Source organism: Terriglobus sp. ADX1 (assembly GCF_036877645.1).
Taxonomy (GTDB): domain Bacteria; phylum Acidobacteriota; class Terriglobia; order Terriglobales; family Acidobacteriaceae; genus Terriglobus.
Map to the genome: position 1 here is coordinate 18,794 of NZ_JAEDXV010000034.1, position 24,866 is coordinate 43,659.

A 24,866-nucleotide genomic window follows, 5' to 3' on the forward strand; every position below is an offset into this window, starting at 1 on the left:
TAAACTTTCAAAATCCCGGGAGAACCGGCGCGGAAGGAGCATCTGGATGGAAATATCCCCCAATGATGGCAAGTTCTCGCAGGACGACGTTGCCGACCTGCGCAATGAACTGCTCAGTTCCGGTCTGGATAACTGGCAGGCCGCCGAACTGATCGCCAGCTTTCTCGCCGCGCGCGGCTATGGCGTCTCCACCGAAGGCGCACGCTACATTGCCAGCCATCTTGACGCGACGAGTCTTTCCCTTGAAAACATGCAGCGCGAACTGGAACAGCTCGCACGACACATGTAATTTTGCCGCCTGAGAAGTACAGGAGGGCGCTACTCGTACTTGAGCATCTCCACCGGGTCCAGTGACGCTGCGCGATTCGCAGGCACTGTGCCAAAGACCACTCCCACCAGCACGCTGGTCAACAGCGCCACCACGGCCGACAATCCCGACATCGGAATGTGCACCGGCGTCAGCAGGTTCACTGTAACCGGCAGAGCCAACCCCAACAGCGTTCCCACTACGCCGCCGCTCAGCGACAGGAAAACCGCCTCCGTCAGAAACTGAAGACGGATTTCACGACGCGTTGCGCCCAGCGCCTTCCGAATACCAATCTCGCGATAGCGCGCCGTCACATTCGCCAGCATGCTGTTCATAATGCCCACGCCGGAAACCACCAGCGTAATGAACGCAGCCGCCGTCAACACGTACGTTAACGAATCCGCGACCTTCTTCATGGTGTCCAGAATGGCCACCATCGTAAACGCAGTGTATTTGCTGCCCTTGCGGTGTCGAGACTGAATCAGATCCAGAATCCTCTCCGCGCCCCGCGGCACATCTGCCGGGTCCTTCATGGTGAAGAAAATTTCCTTCACCGTATCCGTACCCGTCATGTATCGCGCCACCGGATAAGGCAGCAGCAGTGTGTCGTCACTGATCTCGGACTGTCCAAAGGTATCCACACGCTGCTTAAAAACACCCACAATCGTGATGGGAATACCGCTCAGGTTCAGAACTTTGCCAACGGCTGCATCATCGGAGCCAAAGAGGACCTTCGCCAAGGGTTCCACGATCATGCCCACCTTCTCATGCGCGATGGTGTCCTGATCATCGAAAAACCTGCCGCTCAACACGCCCAGATTGCGCACATCTTTATACCGGGGCGAAACGCCCAGCAGCATCACATCGCGCGTTTTTCCTTCGCCAATCGAGATCGGCGCATGCACTTCCAGCATGGGCGAGCTCTGCGCAATGCCCGGCACCTGTGCCAGCGCCGCAGCCTCGTCTTCCTTGGTCATGTAATCCGGGGTGGAGGCGCCATCCGCGCCCACCGTGGCGCCACCGTTGTACTGCATCTCCACCATGTTGGGGCCAATGCTTGACAACGTATCCAGCGCATACTGCCGTCCCGTCATGCCGACGGTTACCACCAGCACAATCGAAGCCGACCCGATGATCATGCCGAGCATGGTCAGCAGGAAACGCACCTTGCTAGCCCGGAAGCTGTCCAGGGCAAGGTGCATCGTTTCGCGGAACATCAGCGAAGTCTTCGCAGAACGAAGCGTACTCTCGAACGAAGTCTGGCTGGCAGATACCGGCATACTTCCATGCTACTCCCTGCTATTGGACGTTCGAGCCACAAAACACGATGCAACCCAAGGTTCCTGCTACGATTGAAGCAGGAACAACCCCACCCGCGGAGAGGTGTGTGAGTGGTTGAAACAGGCTGTCTTGAAAACAGCTTTCGGTGAAAGCCGAACGGGGGTTCGAATCCCTCCCTCTCCGCCATCCACCGCCTGGATCACAGCGATTCTTATTCCAGCGCTCGTTGCTGCGATGATTGCGATGAAGCGACATTACAAGGCAATCGATCGCGCCTTTCTCTTCGACTGTCCCATGCAGGTTGAGAATCTCTCTGAGCCGCTGGCCATCGTCCCGCTGGATGGAGCCGCATTGCAGAGAAAGGTCTGCGCTTTGCGATGAAACTCTCAAGCGAAGTACAAGCCGTGCACGCTGATGCGGAGAAGTGCCTGGATGGAGCCGAGGCCAATTGGGAACTATTCCTGGATTTGTGATCGTGCAAATCCAGGGAGCCGGATTGGAAGTCCGACTCCCTTTGCAGAAGCATTGCAGTAGCGACTAAAAGTCGATGCGAAGCGCCAACTGCCCCGTTCGATTGCCCGCGTTCTCGGCAGTCTGGGGAGCGCTGAGAACGCCGAAGGTCGAAGTATTATCGATCTGCGTTGCAGGCGGTGCGAAGTTCGTGTGATTCAGTACGTTGGTGAAGGTGGACTCGAAACGCAGCCTCGCCTTTTCCGTGAGAGCGAAATTCTTCGCCAGCCCCAATGAAACCGCAGCCGTTCCTGGGCCCTGCAAAATACCGACACCAGCATTACCGAACCGTCCCGCTTCTGTGGGAGTGGCTTGAAATGCAGCTTGATTAAAGTAGTGAGCTTGCGATCCACCATAAAGGTGTTTTGAGATCACATCAGGACGGAGATAAGCGCCCCGATTGACGACGTTGGTATTGGATTCGTCATAGGAGGTGCTGATGCTGGGTGTCATCCACGGTCCAGTCTCCAGAAGCGTGACAGTGTTCAGATCCCAACCACCGAGCAGCATCTCCTTCCACCCTCCTCCATTGAGGAACGCTCGACCTCGTCCTGCAGGCAGTTGGTAGATACCGCTGAGCAGAAACCGGTTGCGACGTGTTCCTTCTACGTTGCCGTAGTTATTGTGAATGTGGAAGCGATCTGCAATGGGGACGCCATAATTAACCTCTCCGGCAAACGCAGTGGGAGTATCCCCCTGGTTGTCGGCAAGGTTCTTAGCCAGTGTGTAATTTGCGTCGAAGAACAGGCCGTGCGCCATGCGGTGTGTTCCGTTGATCTCCAGTGCCTGGTAATTCGCGACCCCAGCATTGAACGTGCTGTAAAGCGTGAGCCAGTTTTCATACGGTGCACGTGGATCAACGTAAGGACTTGCCGCCGTGGTTTGATAGGGCGTTGTGCTTGCCGGAATCTGATTCAAATCTTCTGTAATGCTGAGCCGGTAAGTGTGCATCCCCACGTAACTCACACGAATTGAATCGTTCGTACTAAGTTGGCGCTCCAGCGTAAGGTTCCACTGCTCAGATTGCGGATCACGATAGTTAGGATCAACACCCTGATCCAAACCACCTCCACCATACTGAACACCGGCAGACGGAGGCGCCGTATTGGGGAACTGGATCAGCGGCGTACCAGCAGTCGTCATCGAATTGGAATATGTGTGCAGGGCAGACGTTGGATTGCCGCTGTTATTGAATGAGAGTGGCCCCAGATTCGTCATGGTGAAGATGCCAAATCCAGCACGGACGACGGTCTTGGTATCGTCAAACGGCCGGTAAGCCAATGAAACACGTGGTTGGAAGTTGCCCTTATAGGTATGGCGCAGACTCTGAGGTAGATGCGCCTGGCTTGCGGTTACGTAGTTCGTGCACGGCAAAGCTTGATATCCCAAATTGCAAGCATTGAAAGACTGCTGGAATGCCAGATTCGATGTCTGCAGATTGTTCGCCTGTAGATACGACGACAGTTCGTCAGGAACCACGATCGAGTTCGTGTTCTGATCGAAGTTCGCGAGATTGCCACCGTCCTCATGAAATCCCGGCAGCACTTGCCAGCGCAGACCATAGTTGACAGTCAGCTTGCTTGTAAGCTGCATCTCGTCTTGCGTGAACACACTATATTGCCATGCTGTTCCACCCACGTCTGGGCTTGAAACAGCGAAGAAGAGAGTAGTGGGAGCGCCTTCCAACAGATCTCCAAAAGCATTGCCGGTAAATGTCGGCTGGAAAGTGAAGAGGCCGAAGTCATCGGATGGCTGAAAGGTCTCGATGTCGAAGTAGCGCACACGGCGAGCATCCAAACCAGCCTTCACAGTATGACGTCCCCATGTGGAAGTCACGTTGTCCGTGAACTGCATTGTCCTGGACTGAGTCACACCTGTCTTGTCCCGACCGATTGCCGTGAAGCCTGTCCCCGATGAAAAATTGAAAGTTGGGAAAGCGTGCGATGTGGGATGCTGGCTGATGTTCACGCCAGTGAGGTCGAGGCTCTGAAGCGCCGTTGCCCCTTGAATGGGAAAACTAACTTCAGTCGTCACATTCGTGAAGCCAAAGCGAAACTCGTTCAGCAACTTCGGCGTAATGGCGTAGGTGTAGGAGGCGAGCAGGCTGCGATTGTGAATCAGGTCCGTATCGTTTGGCAGCAAAGGATTCGCAACGTCCTGGCGAATGTTTTTACGGCTGAATCGCGCGTACGCCGATTGTTTGTCCGTGATGGTCCGATCGATACGAATATCCGCACCATCGGTTGTCGCCGGAGTGGCCTGGAAGTTCTCATAGTTATAGTTCGACTGGCCGGACACATTCGGCAAAGGGTAATAAGCGAGAAGTGCCTTTGCAGTTGCGGAGATTTTGCTGGGGTCAATCACTGGGCCAGGATTTCCGTTGGCATCCGGAAGTCCGCTCAGATCTCCATTCCGCTGTGCTTGTGTTGGCACCAGAAACTGTTGTGCAACGGCAGTTCTGCGACGGTTGCCCTCATAATCCGCGAAGAAGAACGTTTTTCCATCGCCCTTGTAAAAATGAGGAATACCCAAAGGACCACTGAGTGATCCTCCAAAGGTGTTGAATCGTTTTGGAGCCTTGCCGCTAAAGCCATAAGGGCTGGCATCGAGAGCGTCGTTCTGCAGATACTCGAAAAGACTGCCGTGATACTGATTGGCTCCGCTCTTCGTTGTGAAGGTCACATCACCAACCTGAGAGAACTCTGCACTGTTGTTAAAGGCCGTAATCTTGACGGCCGCGATTCCCTCCTGCGATGGATAAGCATCTTGCAGTGCGCCGTTCTGACGCACATTCGCAGTTGAAATGCCGTCGACCGAAAAGTTCACCATAGACGAGCTTGCGCCGCCTACGGCGATGTTGCCGGAACTATCTTGTTGCACGTTAGGCGATAGCGAGAGCGAACCGAGCGGACTTGTCGTCGTGGCGCGGTTGTTCAGCGGTAGCTGCGTCATCAACTGGTTTTCTTTGGAGTCACCGATCGTTCCGTTCTCGGTATTCAACTGATCCTGGCCGGCGATGACTTCGACGACAGTAGCATCTGATGCCACGCTCATCTTTACCGGGACGCGCAACTCCTGTCGCGCCTCGAGGGCAGCTGCGTTAACGACACTGTCCGCAAACCCATCGTGGCGAATAATCAGCTTGTAATGTCCTGCCTTCAGATTCTCAACGAAGAATTCACCTGAGTCAGTCGATGTCACCTGACGATCGAAATTCTCATCGAGCGAATGGATAACAACCTTTGCACCCGGAATGACTGCTCCCGAACCGTCCTGAACTGTACCCCGTATGCTGCCGAAAGTGGATTGCCCAAACGACATGCAAGGAGTGAATGTCAACGTGGCAGCGACCGCAAGAGAAAAGCACAGATACTTTGACACTCTTCCTGAATGGTTGTCGGCCTCACGAAAAGTAGGACAAATGCGTACGAACTTCATTGTTGTTCACCTCAAACGCCAGCCTGATCGACTGGCCTCTTCAGTGAATCGTGCAACTCATAAAACAGGCATAATCGCGACACTTATGAATTTCTTATGGGTTGCGTCATACACTTCTCCATAGGTCTTGGAGAGCAATGTCGAGCATTGCAGTTCGTCGCAGTATCGTCAGGCTGAGTTTCGGAATTGCCGCATCCTCACTGCTTACATTGGGTGCGTATCGATTTCACTTCAACCTGTCTGCTGCTACATCGCTCCATCTTTTCCTCATCGCAGTGATCGCCCTGCGCTGGGGGTTCCTGGAAGCGAGCATGACCTCTCTGGTTTCCGTTGCTTGCCTCGATTACTTCTTTACCGAGCCGTTGTTTCACTTTTACATATCGGACTCACATGACTGGCTGGCTCTGGGTACTTTCGAAAGTGTTGCAGTGCTTGTCAGCCGACTCTCAGCGCAGGTAAACCGGCACGCGAAGGAAGCGGAGACGCACCAGAAGCAGTTGCAGAGGCTTTACGAACTAAGTCAGAACATTCTTCTGCTTGACTTTCAGTGGGCGATCGAAGAGAAGCTCGTCATCCACCTGCACCAGGCTCTTGCGGCGAAAAGCGTCGCTATCTGGAACGCTTACGACCTGCGGTTGTCGAAGAACGGTTATTCGAAATTCTCAGAAGAAGAACTCCGAGCCACTCTCCTTTCAGCGAGCAACGCTGACGAGTGGGAACAGGCACGATCGCGAAGAGTCTTACGCTCAGGTACACGGTCGATTGGCTCGTTTCTGATCGAGGGGCACACCGCAGATGCAGCATCCATCAATGCAGCCGCATCGCTCGTGTCGATCGCAATGGAACGTGCCCGATCCTTTAAGACTGCAAGCAGTGCTGAAGCGGAACGACAGAGTGAACAACTGCGTGCCGCAGTTCTTGACGCATTGGCACACGCTTACAAAACACCGCTCACGGCGATCCAAACATCAAGCTCCGGGCTGCTTGAAATGAATACACTGCCCCCAGCCGAGATGCGCCTCGTCTCTCTGATCGATCGGCAAGTTACACACTTGAACGAAATCACCACACAACTTCTACGTACTGCCAAATTTGATAGCGCGGCGTTGAAGTTAAAGCAGCACGATATGGATTTAGCGGAATTGGCACACGAGAGCGTCGCGGAATCCAGAGAACACCTCGCGATTCCAAATATCCAACTAACGCTGTCTGACCGCCCGACGCGCGCCTTCGCGGATAAACATCTCGTGAAGATGGCTCTCATGCAGTTATTGGACAATGCCGCGAAGTACGGTAGTGCTGAAACGTCGATCGACGTTCAAGTATGGGTGGAAAAAGAAGAGTCGGTGGTCAGTGTGTTCAATCAAGGCTCATTCATTGCTGTTGAAGAACGGACAAAGATCTTCAAGCGCTTCTATCGCTCTCCAGAGATGGCGCATAAAGCTTCCGGGACGGGCATTGGTTTGTCTGTGGTTCGGCAGATCGTCGAAGCCCATCAAGGACGCGTCTGGGTTACGAGCGATCAGAATGTCGGCACGACATTCTTCCTTGCATTCCCACAGAAAGGCCTTTAGAAATGCGAACCAAAGACAAGGTACTTATCGTCGAGGACGATGACGGAATCCGCCAGAGTCTCTTTGAGACACTCGGAGCGCTCGGCTTTGCGATAGGGGAAGCAAGAAGCGGAGAAGAGGCACTGTCACGTTTGGCGATGGCAGAATACGATGCAGTCCTCCTCGATATCAATATGCCGGGTATGGGAGGCATGGAGACCTGCAAGAAGGTCTCTCAAACCTTCCCCGCACTTCCCATCATCATGTTGACGGTCCGCGATGATGAAGATGACAAGGTTCGCGCGCTCGACCTCGGAGCCGACGACTACGTCACCAAGCCCTTCCAGATCCGCGAACTTACTGCACGGCTCCGATCCGCTATCCGGCGTGCGAAGAATACGAATTCACTTAGTTCCCATCTGCTTGCAGTTGGCGATATTCAACTGGATGTGTTACGGCATCGCGTCGAGAAGAAGGGAGCAGAAGTTCACCTGACGCCGAAAGAATTTGCTTTCCTGCACCAACTCATGGCGAACGCCGGTCGACCTATCTCTCACCACCGGCTACTGTCATCGATCTGGGGACCCGAATATGGAGAAGAGCGCGAGTATCTCCGCACTCTCGTAAATCAGCTTCGCAAGAAAATCGAAGACGATTCAGCCAATCCCACATACATCATCACAGATAGCTATATCGGTTATCGATTTCGCGACTGAATCTTGCCTGATACGAAAACGAACCAACCGCGAGTACCGCAAGCTACGAGACGCGGTGTCAAGCCGATCCAGCATTTGCAAACTCTCCGACTGTTGCTAACGAAGTCTTCAGTTCTTACATACTGTGCTCCAACCGCACTGTTGGAACGGCAATGACCTTCTAAAATCTTCAGCATCATAGGACGATGTGCAAGAAAGGCTCACCTGCACTATCCCAAAATTGAGAAAATATTACACGGGGTACATTCGAGGGTATCCAGCCCGGAATCAACACCACAAATCATTGATTTGGTTCACACTACCGCGGCAATAAGAGTCCCGCCCGCCCGCCATCGGCCCGTCCAAGATTGTTCGCACTGATCCATGCACCTTTGTCCTTGGTCCACCTTGATAGTCCAGAAAGACTTCGTAGGTGGTGCATTGTTCGATGTGGTATAAGCTACCGTGATGAGTTGGTTCAATCTCTCACCTGTCAAGGCAACCTGCGCATGAGGCCATCCAATACCGGGCAGCGCTTCATGGAACCTGCTTCGCGCAGCCGTAATGTCCTCGGCTTGCCGTTGCCAGCGATCGCTGCACTACTGCTGACGTTCGTCGTGTCGCTCATCTGGTCACATTTCAGGATGTTTGCGCTGGACGAGTTCTACACATTGCAGACAGATGTGATGAACTTTGCAGAGATTTTTCATATCCAGCGTTTTACGCCGCTCGCTCTTGATCCGCTTGTCTATCACTTCGTTGCCCATCTTTCGATAAGCGTCTTGGGGGCTGGACCGCTCGCGCTTCGTCTGCCTTCTCTCATCGGTTACCTGACGATGCAGGCTTGCCTCTTCGTCTATGTACGACGGATCTCCAACGAGCGCGTGGCGATCTTCTCTCTGGCCTTTGCCGGGTGCGTCGACGGTCTCTTTTATGCCGTGCAGGGGCGCCCCTACGGCATGCTGTTTGGCCTGTGCGGCATCATCCTGGTGACTTGGCAGTCGGCGATTCGAAAGGATCGTAATCGAACCGGTTTGCTCATAGCGCTCGCAGTGGCTATCGCCGTTGCACTGAATACCCACTACTATGCTGTCCTTCTCCTTGTACCCCTCTGCCTGGCTGAGCTCTTTCGCTCTTTGGAGCGCAAGCGGCTGGACCTTCCCGTCGTTGGGGCTATCGCAGTCGGTATAGCAGGTATCGTCTTCACACTTCCATTTACGCAGGCAGCAGGCAAGTTCCGTACCCACTATTCGATCCTGAATGCTGTAAGCTTTAGGGTCATTCCGCAGGGATACCGCGCACTGATTTTGGACTACACGCAGTTTCCCAAACTAGCTCAATACGCCGTTCTCGGCATCTTCGCTCTCGCCTCGCTCGGCATCTTCTGGAGTTTGTTTCGGCAGTGGCAAGAGGGGGCCTACGAGAAGGAGCGTGCTGAGTTCGTCCTTCTAGTCGCGCTCGCGGCATTGCCGATTTTCGGCTATCTGTTGGCGCGGTTCGTGGTGCACGTGATTGAACTCCGCTACGTTGCTTGCGCGCTGGTTGGAGTATCCGCTTTAGTGGCGCTCAGCCTCGCGCCAATGCTGACCAACAAACGGTTCGGCAACCTTGTTTTAGCTTCGGTGCTCGTGCTGCTCGGAGTGTCCGGGGTCGCGCGAATTCTGAGCGAGCGCAAAGCGACGCAGAGCAAGATGGCTTCCTTAATGTTGTCGGAAGAGATTAAGCATGCGCTTCTTGCAAGCCCAACTCAGCTGCTCTACTTTCAGGACCTCGGCAAGTTCGATTACGCATCGTATTACGAGCCTGATCCTTATCTCCGATCAAGGATGGCACTCGTCTACTCATTTGATCAGGAGCTGCGTTGGAATCACCATGACACCATCTCGCTCAACGCTGTTCACATGGCCGCTTTCACTGGTTATCGGATCCTTCCCTACGAAGCCCTGATTGGCCAGCCAGGCGAACACGTTTTCTTCACGATTCCCAATAACCAATGGAATTGGACCAGCGAAGCATTCGCTGCAGAGCATGTGGCAGTAAGACCACTCGGACCGGGATTCGGCAACACGATGGTTGCGGTTCGTTTTGTTCCAGACATCTCGAACAGATAAGTGCTCTGGCATCCCTCGAAAAGCTGGGATTTCCTCCCTGCGCTAAAGATCCTTTCCCGGGATGCCAGTAAGGAATTTGCCAAACAAGATTGAGATGGAATACAGCCCATCTGCGGTCGCGCGGCGCGATTACCCATAGGGGATATGGGTAATCGCAATTGGTTTGTCCAGCAACGACACCACACTTTCAAGTCGCGTGGCTAGTGTAGACACCGGACTCAACCAGGCATCGGTTGAGTCTGGCTCGAAAGACCGTTCTCTACATGCCCGGCAAGCTGCATCTTCAACAAAGCAGGTGAACCAGCTTCGTGGATCAAAAGCTCATACCAGCCCGAACTGCCAGCCAGTGGTATTTCAAACGATGCGTTAGCTCGGGGTGCCACCGAAACATCTTGCCCTGTTACCTCGGTGTGCTTCTCTTCCCAAGCCACGGAAACGGCTTTTCCTGAAGGATTCTTCAGGTTCACTCGCAACATCTGCTTCGTGGCATCCTGACGAACTTCTACGTCCAGCTGCTCCACTTCCGATGTTCCAGCATGACGTGCAAAGAAGCCGTTGGGACCATGCACCTGCAGATCAAACTCACTGCCGTTGGACACTTCCCAGAAATCAGACAACGTATCTCCCGCTGCCACGCTGTATCGGCGCGGATGCATTGCTGGATTTTTCTGGTCGTAGACATAGAACGCCGCTCCAATGCTTCCTGCATTGCGGAGGTCTAGCCATAGCTTCTTATCTTCGTGGCGAACCTGCGTTCCCAGCACATAGCCAATCGCGCGCGCAGGCCTTGTGCCCGGCTCCTGCTCTGGCATCTTCTGCACGGCAGGAATGCTGTATGGCTGATGCGACGAAGCAATGGGCTGTGGCGCGGGATAAGACACGATGCGACGATCACTCATCTGCGCAAAATCGAAGGCCGAGGTGAGATCACCGCAGATGGAGCGCCGCCAGGGAGAGATGTTCGTTTCCTCCACACCAAAACGCTTCTCCAGAAAACGCAGAACCGATGTGTGGTCAAAGGTCTCCGAGCATGTCCAGCCGCCCTTGCTCCATGGCGAGACTACCAACATAGGTACGCGTGGCCCAAGCCCGATGGGCTGACGCCCGCCAGGATCAGCGCCCGGAATCAACGGATGCATCTCGTGGGGATAAAGATCAAGGTTCAGGAACTCATCCTCAAGGTTTGACTCCAACGCAGCGGATATCAGCCCACCTCCATTGCGATGCAAAGTCGATGGAGGCATCGGCGGAACAATGTGATCGAACAAACCGTCGTTCTCGTCGTAGTTTATGAAGAAAACTGTCTTGCTCCATACGTCGGGATTCGATGTAAGCGCGTCCAGCACTAGCGAGATGAAGTATGCGCCATCTGTAGGCGAAGCTTCAGGATGCTCGCAGTATTTGTAGGGAGCAACTACCCAGGAGACCTGCGGCAGATTTCCCTTCTGCACATCTTCCTTGAACTGCACCAGCGTACGATCCGTCACACCACGCTGTACTAATTCACTCTTCGGCGATGCACCTTCCTTCACCTGGTACTGCGCGAAAAATTCGAGTGAGTTATCTGTGTAATTATCTGTTGGCGTTCCCGGCTCACCAGTGCCGCCCTGATACACGCGCCAACTTACACCTGCCTTCTGTAAGCGCTCCGGATATGTGGTCCACGTGTAACCGTTGGTCTTCCCGCGCTCTTCAAGCCCTGGTCCATTCCTCCGGATACCAAGGCGGTTCTGCGAATCAATCGTTCCGCTCCACAGATAAATCCTGTTCGGGCAAGTATTCGAATGCACCGAGCAGTGATAGGCGTCGCACAACGTAAAGGCATCAGCAAGCGCGTAATGGAAGGAAACATCCTCGCGCTTCAGATAGCCCATGGTCAGAACATCCTGCTTCTGATTCACCCACTGGTTATGGTGACCGTGGTTCCACGCAAGATGTCCGCTGCTCCACCCGTGATCGGTACCAGCCTGAAACTCTGTCGTCTGCTTCGGATTCAAATAGAACGGCAACACATGAGTCGCATCAGCCGATAAGCCGCGATCGTGATAACGCTTTGTCTTAACCTGTGCTGTTGGCTGATGCCAGACACTCTTGCCATTGGGCGTAGGAGACGGATGCGGGTCACCAAAACCGCGCACACCGCGCAGCGATCCGAAGTAGTGATCGAAGGAACGATTCTCCTGCATCAGGATCACAACGTGCTGCACATCCTGGATGGTGCCGGTTCTACTATCTGGCCCAATGGCAAGCGCGCGACCAATCGCAGGTGGGGTCATTCCCATGCCCGCCGTTGCCGCTGCCATCTTCAGGAAATCTCGTCTGCTTCTCATTTACATCCACTCCCGCACTATCAGACTAAAGCGAGCCGGAATGTTCCCGGCTCGCCTCGGTGCTACGTTGTACATCGTGTTTGTGATTGGTTGTTGATTAGAACTGCAGACGCATCGATACCTGTCCGGTACGCGGACCGCCAAAGTCCACACCAGTCGTCGACGTAATCTGACCGAACGCCGTGCTGGAAATGTTCATATTGGGATTGCCCAGGTTGGTGTGGTTCAGCACGTTCGTAAACGTACCTTCCGCTCGCAGTGAAACACGTTCTGTAATCGCGAATTGCTTGCTTAGACCAGTGGAAAGGTTAACCAGACCCGGGCCCACAACCGAACCGTTCTGCGCATTGCCAAAGCGGCCAATAGGAGCGGGATCGCCTGCCCTTCCACGTCCTGTGGTGCAGGATGTGCCAGCTACCCAATTCGGATTGCCGGGGCACGTGAACGCTGCAGAGCTAAACCACTTCTTCGCAGAACGCTGAGTAGGAACAACGCTGACTCCCACAACGCGATCCACCTTCTGCGAACGACCTGGATACGCCGCACCCACCGCGGACGAGCTCAGACCTGAACCCGTACCGGAAGGATCACCCTGGCCGCTGGAGAAATACGGCGACAGAAACGGTCCGGTCTCCACAACGAAGATGCTGCTCAACTGCCATCCACCAACCAGCAGATCGGCGTAGCGATTCATCTTTCCGCCAAACTGCTTGCCACGGCCAAACGGCAGGCCATACACCAACGTTGTGTTCCAGCGATGACGGCGCGTTCCATAGGCCTGACCGAAATCGACATTCGGATCCAGTCCATAGCTTGCACGCGAACCACCGCTTTCACCAGCAAAGCTGCTCGAACCCGGCCCCATATTGTTAGCCAGATTCTTCGCCAGTGTGTAGGTCGAATCAATCGTCAGGCCATTGCTGCTGGCGCGATGGAAGTTGATCTGGCCTGACTGATAGTTCGAATCAGCTCCCGTTGAGCGAGAGTTGATAACACCCCAGTTCGGGAACAGACGCGCGGATAATGGCTGGTTGTATGCAGAGGTGGTCGACGAGTAAGGCAGATCGTTCAGGTTCGGTGCCCAGACAAGGTGCTTGGTCGTCATGCCAATGTACGACACACGAAGACCGTAGCCCTTTCCAAGATCGCGATCCACTGACAAAGAGAACTGATGTGAGTACGGATCGTTCCAGTGAATATCATTCGCTGTACCGAAGTAGGCCTGGCCATAGCCACTCACAGCATTGGAGCTGGTGCCTGCACCCGCATAGATAGCTGGCCAGGTGTAAGAAGGACCGCTTGCCGTCTGCGTATTCGCATACTGCGTCGTGTTGGACTGTAGCGTACCCGTCAGCGAGTAGAAGTTAGAACCCAACAATGTGATGTTATACAAGCCATAACCACCGCGAACTACAGTACGGTTGCTGCCGAAGGGGCGATACGCAAAGCCGAAGCGCGGAGCGAAACGGAATCGCACTGCGGTACGCAATCCATCCGGGAGTCCTGCCTGCGTGTTGTCCACGGTAGGCGTGCAAGGCGCTCCATTTTGCGCTGGCACACCGGAAGTCTGTCCAAGACCGCAGGAGTTGAAGCTTGCAAGATAGTCGGTGGAAACCAGCGCACCCTTACCCGTCGGATAGATCACACGGCCCGACTTCGCAACCGACGGATCAAAGTTACCGATGTTGCCAGACGGATCGTGATACGCCGGATGGAACTCGTAACGGATGCCGTAGCTCAGCGTCAGGCTGTCCGATACGCGCCACTGATCCTGCGCGTAGAAGTGATAGTGCTTGGCTTTGCCGTCATTATCTGACTGCACAACGTCGTAGAAAGTCGTGTTCGGCGTACCAATCAGGAAGTCTGCAAATTCATTACCCGTGAAGTTCGCCGAAGAATAATCGAACGTTCCGTAGTTATCCGCACCATTAAAGCCAAGCGGCGTAAGAGCTTCAATCCTGCGGATGTCCAGGCCAAACTTCATCGTGTGACGGCCCTTCACCCATGTCAGATTGTCCGTGAACACATGTGTACGCGATTGCGAAACAGACGTCAGGCGGTCAGCATCCAGTTTTGTCAGATAAGAGAAATCGAGTTCTGGAAGGCCGTTGTAAAACAGGTTCTGCAGGCCCTGGAGACCAGAGTTCTGGGTAAACGTCTTGCCGTCAAATGGATTCGTGTTTCCCTGAGTGGAAAAAGTAAATCCATACCGGAATTCATTGATCAGGTTTGGCGTGAAGTTATAGTTTCCAGCGACAAGGAAGATACGGTCCTTCTCAGAATTTTCACTGGAAGGAACGTTCAGGGGCTGCGCACTGTGCGGGTTGTGATTCTTGAACGAAAAGCGGCCAAACACCATTGCCTTCTGTCCAAAGTACTGATCGCCACGGACGTCAAACTGCTCCGAATAAAGCGACGTGTCTTTGTTCGTGGAGTAGTTGTACTGACCAGGAACATACGTTGACGTATCGCCAATATTCGGATCGGGAAAGAACTGCAGAAACTTCGCCGCAACCGCATTGATAGGCACCGCACCCAGGGCATATGTGCCACCGGTGTATGGGTTCTTCAGCGAAGAAACACCCTGCACCCGCGTGAAGTCGCCTTTCTTCATTGCTGCCGTAGGAACGTAATACTGCACCGAGGTAGTGCGCGGGTTGCGATAGCCCTCGTACGTGCCAAAGAAGAATGTCTTATCGTGGCCGTTGTATAGCTTCGGGATGACAACAGGGCCGCCGATTGTGCCGCCGTAGTCATTCGTAACCAGCTTTGCCTTCGACAGCGCACCATACGCCTTGGCGTTCAGCGAAGCATCCTGGTGATACCAGAAAGCCGATCCATGAAGCTGATTTGTTCCACCCTTGGTGGTGGAGGTAACTTCGCCCGGCTGGCCAAACTCGGCGTTGTTCATCACGCCGTCCACACGCATTTCCGCAATGGAATCGCCGGAAGGAAACGCATTTTGGATGGGCGAATTTCCGCCGGTAGCGCTGCGTGTCGTAATACCGTCAACGGTCACTTCCGTCTGGAACGGCAGACCACCCTGAATCGAGAACGACGTGCCGCTGCTATCACCCTGCACGCCAGGCAGCGACTGAATCATGGTCAACGGGCTGGTGCCATTTGAGCTGGCGCGATAGTTCGCAGGCAGATCACGCACTGCGGTGGCAGACAGTGTCGCGTCAATGGAGGGCGATTCCGTTTGGATTGCGCCCGCATCACTGGCATTGACGGATGTCTCCTGGGCCAGCGATCCAAGATCGAGCGCTGCATCAGCACGCAATTCCTGACGCGCCGTCAATCGGAGATTCGATACCTTCTGCGTTGCAAATCCCTGAGCCGTGATCTCAAGCGTGTAGGAGCCTGCATTCAGATTTGGGAATTGATAATTGCCGGAAGAATTTGTTTTCGCAGTCTTGATGGTGCCGGTATCAGTTGCCGTGAGCTTCACTTCGGCGTTGGGAACCACTGCCTCGCTCTTGTCCTTCACGGTTCCCAGGATCGTTCCCTGGGTGGACTGGGCGTGGACGATGAGCGTACCGCTACATAACAACACCGATGCGATCGAAATTGGCGCAAGCCTACGGATAGACATCCTGATCTCCAAGAAGTCCATGGTGGCCAAAGCCAGTTACATCGCTACAGAAAGGCTGCAACGGGCATTCGCACCATGGGGAAGTGAATGCAGCATAGCCAGCCGTGGCCCTGTCCCGTTATCTAATTTCGGCAAAATGCGGAGGAAATACGCCTTTGTCACAGAACTTTCATCTTGGACGAGCATCCTGCGTACGCTTAAGCGTTAACGAAGGCAGTTCCAGAAAGTGCTGCTTGTAATCCTTTGAGAACTGGCTGAGGTGCCAGAAACCCCAATCCGCCGCCACCTGCTGCACAGACTTGTTCAGCGCGCGGCGTCTGCCCAGATCACGTCGCACGCCATTCAACCGCAGAAGTTTCAGGTATGCGTTCGGCCCCATACCCAGCACCTGCTCAAATGCATACTGCAGCGTGCGGCGACTGATGTTGAAGTTACGACAAAGCTCAGGAACAGAAGCCACGCGGTCATCCAGGCTCAGCAGGTATTCGCGAACATCGCGGACAAGGCTAGCCTGTTGGCGCTCGGCCTTGCTCACTTCATAACTCGCACTGCGCTCACGACACGCATCTGCAACCGCATCCATCAGCGATTGCTCCATCGCTTCTCTTGCATTCACGCTCTGCGCCACTTCCGGATACAGCAGCGTTTGCGATAACAATTCATGCAAAAGTGTACGCAGGCGCGTTCGTGCATGCGGCGCCGCCCGCAACAGATCGTCATGGTCATCGGGAGGAGCAACATCGTGAAACAGACGCAAGTGCTCTTCCAGTTTTTTCCGCTCAACCACGATGCCAAAGATCTCAAACGATGCGGGTGTCATTAGCTCGAACACCTGATGTCCACGGCGGATCGCAATCTCACCCCACGGGATCATCCGCGCATCCAGACGGAACGACACGTCCTCTCGCACAGGAATCCCAAACCACCAGGCATCAGACTTCACAACGCACGACTGTCGTAACCGCGCGTTTGTGACCTCGCGAAACACATGCAGCGAATCGGTGCAGATACCCTCAATCGCACCATGAAAACTCCCAGGAGAGATCTGGTCATAAAGCTGTGACCATCCCTGCAGGCTACGCGCTTGCGCATTCGCGTCGTCCGACGCGCACGCATACACCTCCGCCTTTTCAGGCGAACAAGGTAACGCGGCCACCTCCGTAAAAGCTGCCATGATGGTGGGTATTATCCGATAACAACCGCGACACAGCAAAATGTTATAAACAGCATTTCCGAAAATTGCCGAATTTCAATAGTCCCTGCACTCAAATATGAGCATAATGAGCGCACACACACACAATTTCCCTGTTCTGCAGCGAAGGAGCGAATGGAAGAGCACTCTCATCTGAAGGCAACACTGAACACGTGGCAACTGTGGGGCATCGCCGTTGGCCTTGTCATTTCCGGCGAATACTTCGGATGGAGTTACGGCTGGGCAAGTGCAGGCACTATCGGATTTCTCATCACCACGGCGTTCGTGGCCACCATGTATGGCACCTTCATCTTCAGCTTCACAGAGCTCACCACTTCAATTCCTCATGCTGGCGGCCCGTTTGCCTATGCGCAACGAGCGTTCGGCCCCGTCGGCGGATACATCGCAGGTATCGCGACACTCATTGAATTCGTATTCGCCCCGCCTGCTATCGCGTTAGCCATTGGCGCGTATCTCAATGTGCAGTTCCCTTCACTGTCTCCCAAGCTCGCGGCCACCATCGCATACCTCGTCTTCATGACGATCAACATCGTCGGCGTGCAGATTGCAGCCAGCTTTGAACTCTTCATCACTCTGCTTGCTATCGCAGAATTGCTCGTGTTCATGGGTGTGGTCGCTCCGGGCTTCCACTTGTCCAACTTCCTCTCCGGTGGATGGTCCGGCAAAGACCACTTAACACTCGGCACGCTGCACGGCATGTTCACCGCTGTCCCGTTCGCAATTTGGTTCTTCCTTGCAATTGAAGGTGTAGCCATGGCAGCAGAGGAAGCGAAAAACCCCGCCCGCTCCATTCCGCGTGCATATCTGGGTGGCATTGCGACACTGCTGTTGCTGGCCCTCGGAGTCATGCTGATGGCAGGCGGCGCAGGCGACTGGCGTCTTCTGGCCAACATCAACGACCCATTGCCGCAGGCAATGAAGATGATCGTAGGCTCCTCCAGCGGATGGCTCCACATGCTGGTGTGGCTCGGACTCTTTGGCCTTATCGCATCACTGCACGGCATTATTTTTGGTTATTCCCGGCAGATTTACGCTCTGGCGCGCGCCGATTATCTTCCGGAAATCTTCGGGAAAATCCATCCCAAATTCAAAACGCCCTGGGTCGCAATTCTTGCGGGCGGCGTCGTGGGCATTGCGGCCATCTACAGCGATTCATGGCTCGTGATCGCTGGCCAACCACTTACCGCCAACATTGTTACCATGTCCGTTATCGGCGCGCTGGTCATGTATGCCACCAGCATGCTCGCTCTCTTTCGTCTCCGCAAAACAGAGCCAGACATGCCGAGACCTTTCCGCATACGGCTGTATCCCTTTGCCCCTCTTTGGACACTGCTCGGCGTCATCATCTGCCTTGCAAGTGTCGTGTATTACAACCGCTTGATTGCGACGATCTTCCTTGCTACGGTCATCGCGGGATATCTGCTGCTGCGCGTGACGGGCCGTATCGGTGCGGAACGCAACACTTCGCGAGGCTGACGCATGGGCTTTGCCCACACCATTCAGGGAACCCGCTACGCCTTCGCAGATTTGAAAGATCTGCTTGCGAAGGCGTCTCCCCCACGCTCTGGCGACGACCTTGCCGGAGTGGCCGCAGAGTCTGAAATCGTTCGGGCAGCAGCACGCTATGCGCTTGCAGACGTGCCGCTGAAGCATTTTCTTCAGGAAGCCGTCGTTCCGTATGAACAGGATGACGTAACGCGTCTCATTGTTGATACCCACGATCAGGATGCCTTTGCTCCCATCGCGCACCTGACTGTGGGGCAGCTTCGCGAGTGGCTCTTACAGGAAACACAAACACCGGAATCGCTTGCTGCAGTCAGCCGCGGACTCACACCGGAGATGGTCGCTGCCGTCTCCAAGTTAATGCGTAATCAGGATCTGATTCTCGCGGCCAGTCGCTGCAAAGTGGTCACGCGCTTCCGCTCCACCATCGGCCTTCCCGGCACCATGTCTGTCCGTCTGCAGCCGAATCACCCCACCGACGATGCAAAGGGCATCCTCGCTTCCACCATTGATGGCCTTCTATACGGTTGTGGAGACGCTGTCATTGGCATCAACCCAGCCACTGACAGCGTGACATCCAGCATCCGTCTGCTGCAATTGCTGGACGATTTCCGTCTTCGCTTCAACGCTCCAGTGCAAACCTGCGTTCTAACGCACGTCACGAACACTATGGAGGCAATGAAGCGTGGTGCTCCCGTCGATCTTGTCTTCCAATCCATCGCCGGAACACAAAAGGCTAATGAATCCTTCGGCATCTCGCTCTCCATGTTGCGCGAGGCAGAAGAAGCTGCGCTCTCGCTGAAGCGGGGCACCATCGGCACGGATTGCATGTACTTTGAAACGGGCCAGGGCAGCGCTCTTTCCGCGTCCGCAAACTTTGGCGTGGATCAACAGACGTGCGAAGCGCGAGCCTACGCTGTGGCTCGCATGTGCCGTCCTCTGCTTGTGAATACCGTGGTTGGCTTCATTGGCCCGGAGTATCTCTACGACAGCAAACAAATCATCCGTGCTGGCCTTGAAGATCACTTCTGCGGCAAGTTGCTTGGCCTGCCAATGGGATGCGATGTCTGCTATACCAATCACGCCGAAGCAGATCAGGACGACATGGATACGCTGCTCACACTGCTGGGAGTAGCAGGAGTAAACTTCATCATCGGTGTTCCGGGTGCCGATGACATCATGCTGAACTACCAAAGCACGTCGTTCCACGATGCCCTCTACGTTCGCAGTGTGCTGGGCTTAAAGCGCGCGCCGGAATTTGAAGAGTGGCTCAGCGAAATGCAGATTGTGGATGCCAATGGCCGATTCGTTTTATCCAGTCCCAGCCTTGCCCGCATGCTGGCAGGAGCGTAAAGATTCGTGGAACGCTCGCTTGTCAATTCCGAGTCTTGGTCCTCATTGAGCGAGTGGACCTCTGCACGCATTGCATTAGGGCGTGCAGGAGTCAGTCTTCCCACAAAGCCACTCTTGGACTTCACCATGGATCATGCACGCGCACGCGACGCAGTCCATGCGGCGCTTGATCTCGACGCTATCTCGACACAGTTGCATGAACATGGCTTCATCGCAAAGCAGGCAGCCAGTCGAGCCAGGGATCGATCAGAATACCTGCGTCGTCCCGACCTTGGACGCCAACTCAATCCAGACTACGTAGCATCACTCCGACAGCAGGAAACACCGCTCATCCGACGCATCACGATTGTGGTCGCAGACGGGCTCTCGGCACTCGCACCCAGCCTGCATGCGTTGCCCATGCTCACGCGCCTGCGTGAAGCTCTCCCTGATTGGGATATCGATCCTGTGCTCGCAACACAGGCACGCGTCGCACTCGCGGATGATATCGGCGAACTACGGCTCGCGAACATTTCCCTCATCTTCATCGGAGAACGTCCGGGCCTCAAATCACCCGACAGTCTCGGTGCTTATCTCACCTATGCCCCGCGACGCGGCCGCACAGACGCGGAGCGAAACTGCGTCTCCAACATCCGCCCTGCGGGGCTTTCTTATGACGAAGCCACCTTCCGCCTGGCGCATCTCATTCAGTCGTCCTACGCACTCGGAGCCAGCGGCACGCAACTGAAAGACGACAGTGATTCCATCCCTCCAATGTTGGAATCCGCCTGAGCTTCAGCGTCACAAAGCGCCAGAGCAATCGCTTTTGCTCAAGCAGCAATTCCGCAGAAAACCACACAGTCGTCACAGCTCGTCACACTTTTGATAAGGATCGAGGTGTCAGCATGGCGATAAAAAAGACTGCGAAGAAAGCCCCAGCAAGCCATACATCGGACCATCCCAAAAAGTGGTCAGCAGAAGTGACAACCGAATCTACATACCCACGCGAAGGCCTTTTTAACAAAAGCGCAGAGACCATCGCACGCGAGCTGGCCTCTAAGAAAGTCTCACCCAAAGGCCCTGCATCCGGCATGCGAATGCTCACGTTCTACATCAACCGCGCCGGTAAAAACCTTCCGGAAAACCGGTTGAAGGTCTTGCAGCACGCGAAAGAATTGCTTCACGCGCGCATAGAAAAAGCCAAAGCCGCGTAGACCGGCCAGTTTGATATCACGTCCGCAAACTTTCTACAGCCTCTTTTGTGTCATTCGCTCCCTGGAAGAGCAGTGCTAACCTGTTCCTCTCATCGAGAGGCGGAAGACATCGAGTGAGCACGAAGAACGACACACAGAAATCTCTTTCGCTCCCCCAGGGACTGGCCTGCGCCCTAACCTTCCTCTTGGTCCATGCAGCGTCCCTTGCGCTGTTCCCGGCACAACGAACGGTCATTTCTCACGTCTTCTCAATCGTAGTTGTCGCAATGGCGCTCATCTTCTGCATGGCACGCACACGAAGTGCACCGCCAGACACACGGCTTTACTGGCAACTTTTCAGCGCTGCCATCTTTTTATGGGAATGCGGTTCTGTTCGCGCAGCGTGGGAAGAAGTCATTCTGCATTTGAGCATTTCCCAGGCATCCTATGCGGATCTTCCCTACTTTCTGTATGGAGCTCCCATCGTTATGGCTATATCACTGCCAGAGCGAAAGGATCGCGTACCACTCTTCGTCTGGTTGGACACAGTTCAGGTCTCGGTCGCAGCAGTTCTCACTTACCTTCTTATCTTCACCACCTTTCCTTTTTGGGGTAAGCCGATACACCCCATCTCGGACTCCGTTCTTGCATTCGCCTACGCAACGGAAAACGTGGTGCTCGCATTGGCCGCTGCTCTGCGCCTCATCTCTGTCGCACAGGAAGATATGCGCGACTTCTTCCGCACACTCAATATCTTCCTTTGGGTATATGGCTTTTGCGCCATCATCTATAACCAGCTTGATCTCGTCTTGCAGGGCGTTATGGATTACGTTGCTCTTCTCAGCGACGTGCCTTTTCTCGCCCTCATTCTGGCTCTCATCTTTCAGCCACCCGCGACAAAGAAACGCGATTCCGACGGCCAACAACCTCTGGGACAATTCATTCACCATGCCAGCCCCGTGTTCTTCACACTGATTCTGATGGCGCTCGGCCTTGCGGTCATACGCACTCATTTCTACATCGGTTCAGTAGCTATCGTGATTGCAGCAGTCATCTATGGCATCCGCGTCACGGTTTTGCAGACTCGCTATACACATTCACAACGAAAGCTGCAGGAAGCGCGAGACCAACTCGAAACGCTCTCGCTCACCGACGCACTCACCGGTCTTGCAAACCGACGCAGCCTTGACATCTCACTCGATCGTGAGTGGCACAAGAACAACAGGGCTCAAACATCGTTCAGCCTGCTCATGATTGACATCGACCACTTCAAACTACTCAACGATCACTACGGCCACGCCCACGGTGACGAATGCCTGCGCCTCGTCTCTGCCGCGCTTCAGAAATCATTGCGACGAGCTACCGATATCGCGGCACGTCTCGGTGGTGAAGAGTTCACTGTCCTGCTGCCCGCAACCAATGCCGAAGGCGCAAGACAAACGGCGGAACGAATCCGCAGCGATGTCGAAGCCTTGAAACTCCCACATGCAAAATCCGAACTCGGTTACATCACCATCAGCATCGGCGTGGCCACGCAGGAAGGCCAGCGCATTGGCGCGGCGTCAGACCTGCTGCGTGCTGCAGACAATGCCCTCTATCGTGCGAAGCACGCAGGCCGCAATCGCATCGAGCAGTAACGTTCGCACGAAACCGTTTCGATACCGAAAACCTCCGTACATTCCCTAATCTTTCGCTATCTTCCGACCAGGCAGATTTCGCACGCGTGTGCGATTAACGCCGAGCATACTTTGCCTGCCGTCCTGTTAGGAGGAAAATGATGACCGGTGCGTCAAACGTCTATCGCAGGCGCTCCGGAGGCCCTTGGATGGCATCAATTCCCAACAACACTCCCCCCACGACAAATCGACACCTCATCAAGTGGGTGGAAAAAACAGCGGACCTCTGCCAGCCCGACCGCATTCACTGGCTCGATGGCTCCGATGCTGAGAACGAACTGCTCTGCAATGAACTCGTCGAAGCGGGAACCTTCACGCGACTCGATCCGGTGAAGTGGCCCGGATGCTTCTACGCACGCTCCTCGCCGAACGACGTTGCCCGCGTGGAAGATCGCACCTTCATCTGCTCGCTCTCAAAAGACGCCGCCGGTCCCACCAACAACTGGGAAGACCCCTTCGTCATGCGCCGCAAGTTGAAGGCGCTCTTCAAAGGCTGCATGAAGGGCCGCACCATGTACGTTATGCCCTTCAGCATGGGTCCCGTTGGCTCGCCCATGAGCCAGATCGGCGTACAACTCACTGACTCCGCATACGCTGTGGTGAACATGCGCATTATGGCCCGTATCGGCCTGCCCGTCTACGCGGAAATCGACAAGGATTACAAGCGCGTTGTCCCTTGCGTCCACTCTGTTGGCGCACCGCTTGCGCCGGGGCAACAGGACGTTCCCTGGCCGCAAAACGACACCAAGTACATCGTTCACTATCCCGAAACTCGCGAAATCTGGAGTTACGGCTCCGGCTACGGCGGCAACGCTCTGCTAGGCAAAAAGTGCTTCGCTCTCCGCATCGCCTCTGCCATCGGTCGCGACGAAGGATGGATGGCAGAACACATGCTCATCGTCGGCGTGGAATCGCCCGCGAATGAAAACGGCGAGACAGAAAAGACCTACGTCGCCGCGGCCTTCCCCTCTGCATGCGGCAAAACAAACTTCGCCATGCTCATCCCGCCCGCGGGCTTCGATGGCTGGAAAGTCTGGACAGTAGGCGACGACATTGCATGGATCAAGCCTGACGCCACCGGCCAGCTACGCGCCATGAATCCTGAGACGGGCTTCTTCGGCGTAGCCCCCGGCACCAGCGAAAAGACCAATCCCAACGCAATGGCGACGCTGCGCAAGAACAGCATCTTTACCAACGTGGCACTCGTCACGAAGAACGGCACACCCAACGGCGACATCTGGTGGGAAGGCATGACGGACCAACCACCCGCCGAAGCGCTCGATTGGCGCGGCGAACCGTGGACACCGGCATTGAAAACACCCGCAGCGCATCCCAACGGCCGCTTCACCGCGCCCGCCTCACAATGCCCCACCATTGACCCTGACTGGGAAAACCCGGAAGGCGTGCCGCTCAACGCCATCATCTTCGGCGGACGCCGCGCCACCACCATGCCGCTCGTCTACCAGGCCTTCAACTGGTCCAGCGGCGTCTATGTCGGCGCGACGATGGGCAGCGAACAAACCGCAGCAGCCGGTGGCGCAGTCGGCATCGTGCGTCGCGATCCCATGGCCATGCTTCCCTTCTGCGGATATCACATGGGCGACTACTTCCGTCACTGGCTCAAGATGCAGCGCGAACTCACCTCCACACCGCGCATCTTCCACGTGAACTGGTTCCGCAAAGATGAGAACGGAAAATTCCTGTGGCCCGGCTACGGCGAAAATATGCGCGTACTCAAGTGGATCGTCGATCGCGTACGTGGTCGCGTACGTGGACAGGAAACACCCATCGGGTGGATTCCCAAGTACACCGACATCAACTGGAACGGCCTCGACTTTCCCGAAGACAAGTTCAACGAACTCGAGAAGGTCGACCGCGCCACATGGAAACGCGAAGTCATGGGTCACGAGGAAGTCTTCCTCCTGCTCCATGACCACCTGCCACCCGAGATGATCTACGAGCGCGAACTCCTCATCTGCCGCCTTTAGCTGTTAGCTGTTAGCCTTTAGCTCTTGGCCTTAGCCATTCGTTTAAGGTGGGTGCCCCACGTCTCGCATCTGAGACGTGGAATCATCAAAGCTCAAACGGCCGAAGGCCTTCATCCTGAACGAAGCGAAGCGTAGCTGAAG

15 protein-coding genes and 1 tRNA gene are annotated in these 24,866 nt (G+C 55.0%); 11 read left to right on the forward strand and 5 right to left on the reverse strand.

The window, feature by feature from the left end:
- Positions 1-46: 46 nt before the first annotated feature.
- On the forward strand, positions 47-289 hold the full coding sequence (locus tag JAO32_RS17450) for a hypothetical protein (RefSeq protein ID WP_334242763.1): 243 nt from the start codon (positions 47-49) through the stop codon (positions 287-289).
- Positions 290-318: 29 nt separating this feature from the next.
- Here the strand turns inward: JAO32_RS17450 and JAO32_RS17455 are convergent, their stop codons facing one another.
- Positions 319-1,587: an ABC transporter permease gene (locus tag JAO32_RS17455; protein WP_334242764.1), complete on the reverse strand. Its 1,269-nt coding sequence runs from the start codon at positions 1,585-1,587 to the stop codon at positions 319-321.
- 97 nt (positions 1,588-1,684) lie between these two features.
- On the opposite strand from JAO32_RS17455, the gene JAO32_RS17460 reads away from it, so the two are divergent.
- A tRNA-Ser gene (locus tag JAO32_RS17460) sits at positions 1,685-1,774 on the forward strand.
- Positions 1,775-2,125: 351 nt separating this feature from the next.
- Here the strand turns inward: JAO32_RS17460 and JAO32_RS17465 are convergent.
- A complete protein-coding gene (locus JAO32_RS17465; RefSeq protein ID WP_334242766.1) occupies positions 2,126-5,479 on the reverse strand; it encodes a TonB-dependent receptor in 3,354 nt (1,117 codons plus the stop codon).
- A gap of 194 nt (positions 5,480-5,673) precedes the next feature.
- On the opposite strand from JAO32_RS17465, the gene JAO32_RS17470 reads away from it, so the two are divergent.
- The 3 genes from JAO32_RS17470 (at position 5,674) to JAO32_RS17480 (ending at position 9,895) form a co-directional block, all read left to right on the forward strand.
- Positions 5,674-7,110, forward strand: coding sequence for an ATP-binding protein (locus tag JAO32_RS17470; protein ID WP_334242768.1), 1,437 nt, complete (start codon positions 5,674-5,676; stop codon positions 7,108-7,110).
- A 2-nt stretch (positions 7,111-7,112) separates the two neighbouring features.
- Complete coding sequence (locus JAO32_RS17475) at positions 7,113-7,805, forward strand: response regulator transcription factor (RefSeq protein ID WP_334242770.1); 693 nt, start codon at positions 7,113-7,115, stop codon at positions 7,803-7,805.
- Positions 7,806-8,182: 377 nt separating this feature from the next.
- Positions 8,183-9,895 (forward strand): glycosyltransferase family 39 protein, encoded by a 1,713-nt coding sequence (locus tag JAO32_RS17480; RefSeq protein ID WP_334242772.1) that lies wholly within the window; start codon positions 8,183-8,185, stop codon positions 9,893-9,895.
- A 218-nt stretch (positions 9,896-10,113) separates the two neighbouring features.
- On the opposite strand, the gene JAO32_RS17485 is transcribed toward JAO32_RS17480, so the two are convergent.
- The 3 genes from JAO32_RS17485 to JAO32_RS17495 all read right to left on the reverse strand — a co-directional run bounded on the left by JAO32_RS17485 (position 10,114) and on the right by JAO32_RS17495 (position 16,994).
- Positions 10,114-12,225, reverse strand: coding sequence for a phosphocholine-specific phospholipase C (locus JAO32_RS17485; RefSeq protein ID WP_334242774.1), 2,112 nt, complete (start codon positions 12,223-12,225; stop codon positions 10,114-10,116).
- A 97-nt stretch (positions 12,226-12,322) separates the two neighbouring features.
- A complete protein-coding gene (locus JAO32_RS17490) occupies positions 12,323-15,820 on the reverse strand; it encodes a TonB-dependent receptor (protein WP_334242776.1) in 3,498 nt (1,165 codons plus the stop codon).
- Positions 15,821-15,989: 169 nt separating this feature from the next.
- Positions 15,990-16,994: a helix-turn-helix domain-containing protein gene (locus JAO32_RS17495; RefSeq protein ID WP_334242777.1), complete on the reverse strand. Its 1,005-nt coding sequence runs from the start codon at positions 16,992-16,994 to the stop codon at positions 15,990-15,992.
- Between the two features lie 153 nt (positions 16,995-17,147).
- On the opposite strand from JAO32_RS17495, the gene eat reads away from it, so the two are divergent.
- The 6 genes from eat (at position 17,148) to JAO32_RS17525 (ending at position 24,725) form a co-directional block, all read left to right on the forward strand.
- On the forward strand, positions 17,148-18,509 hold the full coding sequence (gene eat, locus JAO32_RS17500; RefSeq protein WP_334242779.1) for an ethanolamine permease: 1,362 nt from the start codon (positions 17,148-17,150) through the stop codon (positions 18,507-18,509).
- A gap of 3 nt (positions 18,510-18,512) precedes the next feature.
- Positions 18,513-19,889, forward strand: coding sequence for an ethanolamine ammonia-lyase subunit EutB (locus JAO32_RS17505; RefSeq protein ID WP_334242781.1), 1,377 nt, complete (start codon positions 18,513-18,515; stop codon positions 19,887-19,889).
- 6 nt (positions 19,890-19,895) lie between these two features.
- Positions 19,896-20,660, forward strand: a complete 765-nt coding sequence (gene eutC, locus JAO32_RS17510) for an ethanolamine ammonia-lyase subunit EutC (protein WP_334242783.1) — start codon at positions 19,896-19,898, stop codon at positions 20,658-20,660.
- 113 nt (positions 20,661-20,773) lie between these two features.
- Positions 20,774-21,082: a DUF3175 domain-containing protein gene (locus tag JAO32_RS17515; protein ID WP_334242785.1), complete on the forward strand. Its 309-nt coding sequence runs from the start codon at positions 20,774-20,776 to the stop codon at positions 21,080-21,082.
- A gap of 284 nt (positions 21,083-21,366) precedes the next feature.
- Complete coding sequence (locus JAO32_RS17520) at positions 21,367-22,698, forward strand: GGDEF domain-containing protein (protein WP_334242787.1); 1,332 nt, start codon at positions 21,367-21,369, stop codon at positions 22,696-22,698.
- Between the two features lie 188 nt (positions 22,699-22,886).
- Positions 22,887-24,725: a phosphoenolpyruvate carboxykinase (GTP) gene (locus JAO32_RS17525; RefSeq protein ID WP_334242789.1), complete on the forward strand. Its 1,839-nt coding sequence runs from the start codon at positions 22,887-22,889 to the stop codon at positions 24,723-24,725.
- Positions 24,726-24,866 lie beyond the last annotated feature (141 nt).